Origin of the sequence: Streptomyces sp. NRRL B-24085, from assembly GCF_001282115.1 — a bacterium.
In the GTDB taxonomy this organism is placed as follows: domain Bacteria; phylum Actinomycetota; class Actinomycetes; order Streptomycetales; family Streptomycetaceae; genus Streptomyces.
The window spans coordinates 1-6,957 of record NZ_LJBR01000195.1 but is presented as its reverse complement, the minus strand read 5'-3'; the positions used below and the strand labels follow the sequence as shown (position 1 = coordinate 6,957).

Here is a 6,957-nt window from a genome sequence, read left to right as displayed (position 1 = left end):
CCCCAGTCCACCGCCCCCAGCACATCCGCCACCGCGCCCGCCCCAACGTCGTCGGCCGCCACACCTCGCACCGCGCCCCGCCGCTGACCCCTTCTCGCCCCCTGCCGCGGAGAACCTCCTGCACTCCCCCACCACCAAAATCACCGTCGTCATCGCCACCCGGCTCCAGCCCGACCGGCTCGGCTACCTGACCGCCCTGCATGAAAGCCTCACCAGGCAGAGCGTGTCCTGGGAGGCGGTCATCGCACTCGATGGCGCCAACCCCTCGAGTCTGCCGGAGCCCCTCGCCGACGACCCGCGCGTCCGCGTCGTCGTGCTGCCCCGGCCGGTCGGGGCAGCCTGCGCCCGCAACCTCGCCCTGGGCGACATTCGCACCGAGTACGTCAACTGGGCGGACGACGATGACGAGTTCACCGACGACGCCATGGCCGTACGGCTGCGCACGCTGGAGACGACCGGCGTGGGCTGGTGCGCGGGATACAGCCAGGACCTGTATCCGGACGGAACGACATCCTTGTGGCGGTGCCCGACGCCGCCCGGCTGGCACGCGGCCGGCAACGTGTGGACGTACTGGAAGAACCCTGAGGACACGATCCCCATCGGGCCGACCACGATCCTCGCGCGCACCGATCTCGTACGCGCTGCCCCGATGGGCGGGCTCGTCCAGGGCGAGGACTACATGGCCGCGATCGGCGTTACCTGCCTCGCACCGGGCATCATGCTGCCCGTCCCGGTCTACCGGTACCGCAAACACCCAGGTCAGATGACCCGCCAGGACTCCTACGACGTCCTGGAGGCGCGGGCTCGGCGGCATGCGTGGCATTACGGACGCAGTCTGCGAGCCGCCCTCTCCACCCGGGAGACGAGCGATGCAGCCGGGGCGGTCTGATGTCTTCCTCCGTCACCCCGACCACCCTCGATTACCTGGCCCGGCGTCTGGACGAACTGGCCGCCCAATTCCCCACCACTCCCGAGGCCGTCGACCTGGTCACGCTCACCGACGACATCGCCATGCTGACCCACCATCTGCAGCACGCCACCGAACGCGCGCAGGAACGGTTCACCGCACCACTGACGGTCCATCCGCCCGAACGCGTCACCTTGGTCCAGCTCACCAGAGCCACCGCGGGCATCGCGAAAGCTCTGGACACGCTCGCCGAGGCCCTGACGTACGCCACGACCGGCTTCCAGCGCGAGGCGGTGGAAGACCTCGCCCGCTCCCCTCTGCGCAACGACCTTCAGGTCCTGCGGATCATGACGGCAGAGAAATACGTCGCGGCCCGCGCCCGCCTGCGCCACACCGCCGCCGCCCTGCGTGCGACGTCCCCACGGACCGCGCGGTCCACGCCGCGAACGGCCAGCCTGCAGACCCAGCCACCTGCCGTCCCGCAGCCACGGCAGTCGAGTCGCCCCTGAGCTCACCGAAAGACCCGAGATGCCCCCAAACTCTCCTGCCGAGATCACGCTCGCCTACAGCCGCGCCGCCGGCCTGGTCGCCATCGCCCACGGCGAGCAGTACCGGTGGGCGCACACCGCTCTGGAACACGCCGGATTCACCAAACGGGACGACGGCACTTACAGCACGCCCGGCCCGGACATCCGAGCCGCCGCAGCGAAGCTGCTGCCTCTCGCCCACCGCCACCGCACCACCGTGGACGTCAGCCCTCGTCCGTTCCTCGGCGACATCGCCGACCGGATCGCTGTACTACTGCCCGGGACGTGGACCGCCCAGGTCGAGATCTACAGCCATCCCGTCTGGCAGGGGGACCTGCTGCCCTGGCTGTGGGACCGTGGTGAATTCGTCCGGGCGGTGGAGAACCAGGGAGTGCCGTACGCGGCGAAGCTCACCAGCGACATGGGCGTCGAGCTATTGCTCGCCGAATGCGGCTCAGATCCCCAACTGGGCTATCTGGTCGGGGCACTCTCCTCCCACCAGGAGTTCGACGACAGCTACAACAACCCCTACGCCCCCTCCAGCATCGTCCTCCCCCCACGGCCGGACCCTGCGGCCAAGGCCATCACGGACACGTTCCTTCCCTCATACCACCGGGCCCTGCACGCCCGGCGCCTGGGCGCCGTCGTCTCGGCGCTCGACCAACTGCGCGACGCGTACGACGCCGTGACGGCGATCTGGGAATCCGGCCGCTCCAGCGACGGCACCAGCCTCACCGGTCACGACATGGTGGAGGTGAACAGGACCTTCGCCGAGTACGCCTGGCGCATCTTCCGAGCCGTCCTCACTCACGCACCCGGCCTGCTGCAGCAGTGCGGTGCCGCGGTCGCGGACCGTTCCGCCGACGCCGACACCGTGGCCCAGCTGAGCGAGGCGCTTGCCTCCAGCCAGGCCGCACTCAATGCCTGGCGGCGCAGCCAGAACCCCGCCGCCGCCCAGCCTTCCGCCCGTCTGCTGCCGCCAGTCGAGGTCCGCACACGGCTCGGGCTCGAGGCAGTGCCGGCCATCGAGACCTGGCTCGCCGCGCGTGATGCGTTCGTGCGCATCGCGCATTCCGCCGTGCCCGCCAGCCCCGCGCAACCGGCCATCGGTGAAACCACCTCGGCGGGAAAACCGGGCCCGCCCGCCCACTCTCATCGGCCATCTCCACGCCGCTGACCAGAAGAAAGGCTCCATCCTCTGTCCGACCACTTCCGCTTCCACACCCACCCCGAGCACGGCTACGTCGCCACAGCCACCCCCCAGATCCCAGCCCACCTGGCCGACTGGTTCCTTACCCACGAGCAGTTCGAGCCGGTCCCCGACACCCCGGGCCTGTACCGGCTCACCGCCCCTGAGCACGACGGACAGCGACGCGCCCGCCAGGTCGTGCACGATCTGCGCAGCCTCGGCTACCAGGTACGGGCCGAGTCCGCACTCGAACACACTCCCGCCCCGGGCACACCCCAGCCAGCCGCCCGCAACGAACGCACCGGACGACGCTCGCAGATCGCGCAGGCCGCCGCTGTACGCCCCTCCCGCATCACCGCCCTGGCCACCGCCGCGCCGGCAGCACCGCCACAGGCGGCCAGAACCGCCCAGCCGGGCGCTGCGCACGGACGAGGCAGGCGAGCATGACCGAGCCGATCCGCATCACCCGCGGCGAAGGCGGCGAGGTCGAAGTCGAAGGACGCTACGACGCGTTCGCCGCGAGCATCCTGGCCCACGCTGGTTTCGAGACCTACCCGACGCTGCGCGGGCAGTGGGTCCGACTCCCCTTCGACCTCGGACGCGCATGGGAAAACGACCGCGCGTCCTGGGCCGCCGCTATGCTCACCGCCGCCCGGTACACCGTCGGCCTCGACCCCGACCTGCGCAGTTCGCCGCCGGATACTCCTGCCGCGCCGCCGGAGCCACGTCGCGCGATGACGGCGATGACGGCGATGACGGCGATGACGGCCCAGCCTCCTCCATCCACTGCCCCGCGACGGTCCTGAACGCTCATGGTCGCGGAACGCACTGGCGCGCCGAAAACACGGTGGAGCGTGTGTCCCACCCCTGCTCCGGATGCGGTCGCTTTTGAGCAGGTCAGGGACGGGAGCCTCGCGCCTGGACGGAATTGAATGCCCGTCACTCGAATGGGTGCCCACCACTCCACAGCCGCGCCGGGCGCCGCGAGCCGCCCCGGTCACCCGGCCATCGGCCGGACCTGCGGACATCCGCAGTACCTCTCGCTCACGGCCGTGGGAAGTGACGCAGCCTCACCCGAGAAAGCACCGGCGACAAACATTACGCCGTCACACATTTGGGTGGCCAGGGCAAAAAGGCCAGCCTGCCTCCCCATCATTTGACACCCGACAAATCAAAGTTCAGGGCGATGATTTAGATTTCACATCGACCATTTTGGTGATGCGGCGAAAAATGTCGGGGACGCATTTCCACTTCGGTAAAAACACTTCGGTGGTAGAGTCTTAAGCGTCATCCACAATGACGGCGGGGCCTGCCCGGCCTCCAACCAGTACAGACCCCGCCAGGGTTTGACGTGGATGCCACGTAGGGGCCCTTCGCGTGCGGCGGGCCCCTACGTGGACACCCTGGCTAGGGCAGCCAGGACTTGACCAGTTGCGCGATGCGCACAGTGATCAGCCCGAGTTGCACCATCAGGACACCAGTCCTCAAGCGTCGAAGCCAGCGCGCCCGCAGGCGACGCCAACTCCTCGGCCGCTTGACCGGCCCTTCATTGTCCAGGGTCACGTCTATCACCCCCTTCCGACTCTCGCTGGAAAAGGGCTTTGCGGGATCAACTTACCACCCCGAAGGGTGCTCGACTCGCCGCTGAAACGCGCGACCTCTGACCACTCCGTGGGCGATTGAGTAAATTAGTGAATGGCCCCCGCCTCCCCCCAACGGCGATATCAATACCAGCTTTAGACCGGACCCGCAGGTCATCCCCTGTTTCCTGCAAGCCTTAAGAGTCATTCACCGATCCGGATGACCCTGATCCGGTTTCGGCACCCCCTCGACATGTGGCGCAGGTCACATTGCCTGCCCTCGGCCTGAGCACCTCGGACCCGCGCGGCCTCGTCACACCTCTGCTGCGCCCAGCGCCGTTCGTCACGGCCGACTGCACCACGTGCTCTGACCCGATTCCCCACAACTATCTGGAGTTCTATGACCGTCCGTACGACGTGGCCTGTTCAGCACAGCTGCGGTCACGAGATCATGCACGACCTCTCCGGCCGCCAGGCCGATCAGCGCGCCGGTTTCGCCCGCTGGCTCGCCTCGAAGGACTGCATCGCCTGCTGGCAGGCGGCACGCGACGCCGACACCGTCGGCAAGGAGGAATGGCTCGCCGCCCGGCGCGCCGAAGAACAGCAGGCCGCCGCCGACTGGGCCGAGCAGTTCGAGATGCCGCCGCTGGAGGGTGCCGAACGCGCCCTCGGCTGGGGCGAGCGCTCCCGCCACCAGCTCGCCACCCGCGCCTACACCGCTCTGGTCACCGAGGGCACCTGGGACGAGGCGGACTGGACGGTGCTGGAAGAGAAGATCCGCGCCGTCACACGGGCCGGATGGTGGATCGACCAGCGGGCTGCCGAGGGCGCCGATCTGCCCGAACTCCTGGATGCCGCCACCGAGAACGACCGCGGCACCGAGAACCCGTACCGGTAGCCGTCCCGCGCGTATACCGGACGATCCCCGGTTAGCGAACCCGGGGATCCTCCGGAGCATTGAGCCTCCCACCGCCACCCCGCACTGCTCGTGGAAGGACTCTCCGTGCCCGACGTCACCCGTCCTCCGTACGTTCCAGGTGACACCCTGACGCCCCAACGCGACATCACCCACCAGCATTTTCGGCCCGGCGACCGGGTCGTCGTCCTCAAGGGCGTCTCCGGCGACCGGTTGTGGGGCGACGAATTCAAGGTGGTCACGCCGTCCTGGCACACACCCACCGACGAGGACGGCTGGCGCCTGTACGACCCGCACGGCGGTCAGCGCTCCTTCGTCACCGCCCACCCCCGCTACCTCGTCCACCTTGGCCGCGCCTGCCCGGACTGCATGATCTACCAGCGTGCCCTGGGCGACTTCCTGCTCCCGCAGTTCGGCGGCCAGCGGCAGATCACCGACTGCGGCTGGTACACCTTCACCCGCCTCAACCAGCTCATGCACATCAACGATGCCCGGGGCGGCCGATGACGCTCCCCGTCCGCCGCCCCGGACGCGCCCTCGCCCTGCTACGTGTCGGCAGCCGCGCGACCATGGAGTCCGCCGACGTCCTGTGGCCCGCCCAGCTCGCCGCCGACCTGCGGGAACTCGACGCCACCTGGCAAGAGTCCGCCCAGGTCTGCACGGATGCCGCGTGGGCGGCCAGGGCCGCCGGACGCAGCGTGCTCGGCTTGCTGCGCCCCGAACAGATCCGCGCGCCCGGGCCCGACCCGATCACGGACCGCGCCTTTCGGCATCTGTACCTCAGTGGGCTGCGCTTCGACTTCCGCTGCCCCACCCTTCAGTCGCTCGTCGATCAGCTAGAGCCCGCGGTCCGCGAAAGCATGGACTGCTACAGCCGCGCGCTGTACGCCTTCGCGCTGCTGGGCCAGTCCCGGCCCGAAGGTCTGGCCCTGATTGGCGACGTCCTGGTCGAGGCCGGTGATCATCCCAAGACGCTGCAGGTGCTGCTCCACGGCCTGTGGCTCGGCCACCAGCTGCCCGGGCGCGCGCAGCGGATGCTGGAGATCGCCGCCCGGCCGCCGTTCGCCTCGCGCACCGACCCGATCGTGCTCTTCCGCGAGTCCGGCGCCCTGCGGAAACTTGGCCGACACGAGGAGGCGTTGGAGGCGATCGACCGCGCGCTGGATCTGCTGCCGCCCGGCGAGGTGTCCGTGCACGCCGATCTGGTCCGCGAGCGGTCCCTGATCACCGCGAGCCAGTACCTCCACGAACTCGCCGGACGCGCGCCTGCGGGAGGCAGCAGGTGATCGTGCGCGTGGCGCCCCGCAGCGACGACGCCGGCGAGGAACTCGGTGAGGCCCTGGGCCGTCCCGTCTGCATCCATGAAGGGCTGACCGAGCACACCGTGGTCGCCCACTGGCCGGGCCTCGCTGACTACCTCGACCCGGACGGTCTCGACGGAGCCCGTGTCTGGAAGTCCGACGAGTGGGCCGGGCACCTTCACGACACGTACCGGATGTGGCCCGCCACCACGGATCCGCACGGCAGCCGGGATGCCATCTGGCACGCGGGGGTGCGTCTGCACCCCGACGACCGGGCACTCACCGGAGCCGAGTGGGCGGAGATCGCCCACCGGCTCGCCCGCACCGCGGACATCGCCGTCCCCGGCGACGAACGAGGCTGTCGCTGGATCGCCGTCCAGGCCCAGCCCGGGCGCCTCGACTTGCTCGCCAGCCTCATCCGCGAGGACGGCACCTGGCAGAAACAGCCGCACGACCTCATCCGGAAGCTGGCGGCCGAAACGCGCCGCATCGAATCCGATCTCCGCCTCATCCCCCCGAAGCCCCCCGCCCCCACAC

Annotated in this window: 7 protein-coding genes and 1 pseudogene; all 8 read left to right on the top strand. The window is 69.5% G+C overall.

Annotated features, from left to right (window positions below):
- The first annotated feature begins 196 nt into the window (after positions 1-196).
- On the top strand, positions 197-889 hold the full coding sequence (locus AOJ26_RS21630; RefSeq protein WP_234358639.1) for a glycosyltransferase: 693 nt from the start codon (positions 197-199) through the stop codon (positions 887-889).
- On the top strand, positions 889-1,416 hold the full coding sequence (locus AOJ26_RS21625) for a hypothetical protein (protein WP_046916647.1): 528 nt from the start codon (positions 889-891) through the stop codon (positions 1,414-1,416). The genes AOJ26_RS21630 and AOJ26_RS21625 overlap by 1 nt, the downstream gene beginning before the upstream one ends.
- 19 nt (positions 1,417-1,435) lie before the next feature.
- Positions 1,436-2,611: a hypothetical protein gene (locus AOJ26_RS21620; protein WP_053849977.1), complete on the top strand. Its 1,176-nt coding sequence runs from the start codon at positions 1,436-1,438 to the stop codon at positions 2,609-2,611.
- Positions 2,612-3,066: 455 nt separating this feature from the next.
- Positions 3,067-3,429: a hypothetical protein gene (locus AOJ26_RS21615; RefSeq protein WP_053849976.1), complete on the top strand. Its 363-nt coding sequence runs from the start codon at positions 3,067-3,069 to the stop codon at positions 3,427-3,429.
- A 1,174-nt stretch (positions 3,430-4,603) separates the two neighbouring features.
- Positions 4,604-5,101 (top strand): hypothetical protein, encoded by a 498-nt coding sequence (locus AOJ26_RS21610; protein WP_086723712.1) that lies wholly within the window; start codon positions 4,604-4,606, stop codon positions 5,099-5,101.
- A gap of 105 nt (positions 5,102-5,206) precedes the next feature.
- Complete coding sequence (locus AOJ26_RS21605; protein ID WP_053849975.1) at positions 5,207-5,626, top strand: hypothetical protein; 420 nt, start codon at positions 5,207-5,209, stop codon at positions 5,624-5,626.
- Positions 5,623-6,405, top strand: coding sequence for a tetratricopeptide repeat protein (locus tag AOJ26_RS21600; RefSeq protein WP_053849974.1), 783 nt, complete (start codon positions 5,623-5,625; stop codon positions 6,403-6,405). Before AOJ26_RS21605 ends, AOJ26_RS21600 begins: the two co-directional genes overlap by 4 nt.
- Positions 6,402-6,957 (top strand): annotated as a pseudogene (locus tag AOJ26_RS21595) (hypothetical protein); the annotation flags it as partial. The gene AOJ26_RS21600 and the pseudogene AOJ26_RS21595, both read left to right, overlap by 4 nt.